Raw genomic sequence first — 402 nt, 5'->3', positions numbered from 1 at the left:
ACCGACGACGCGTCAGGTGTCACATAGAGTCCCCCTCGGCGCGCAGGGAGCGCGCGCCGGGAGACCCCCGGCGAACCAACCAGATGGGGTGAGCATGTCGTCGGCACAGACCGCCGGACCCGAGACGCTGGGTCAGATGAGCGACGAGCCCCAGGGCAAGGACCCGAGCACCAAGAAGGCGAAGTCGATCACCGGCAAGTCGCCGATGCGGATCGCCATGGGTCGTCTGATGCGCGACAAGATCGCCGTCGTCTGCCTGGCCACCGTGGTCTTCTTCGTGCTCATCGCCGTGTTCGCCGGCGTGCTGCAGCGGCTCTTCGGGGTCGACACCAACACGGTGCTCCCCAGCCAGTTCCTCGACCTCGACGGCGTCCCGCGCCCCGAGTACGGCCCGCCGTACGG

The 402-nt window shown here is 68.7% G+C and carries 1 pseudogene; it reads left to right on the top strand.

Annotation, left to right across the window (positions count from 1 at the left end):
- Window positions 1-136 precede the first annotated feature (136 nt).
- Window positions 137-402 (top strand): annotated as a pseudogene (locus QWY29_RS19820) (ABC transporter permease); the annotation flags it as partial.

Source organism: Nocardioides abyssi (genome assembly GCF_030412915.1).
Taxonomy (GTDB): domain Bacteria; phylum Actinomycetota; class Actinomycetes; order Propionibacteriales; family Nocardioidaceae; genus Nocardioides; species Nocardioides abyssi.
The sequence above is the reverse complement of the archived record's forward strand: the minus strand, read 5'-3'. Positions and strand labels throughout refer to the sequence as shown.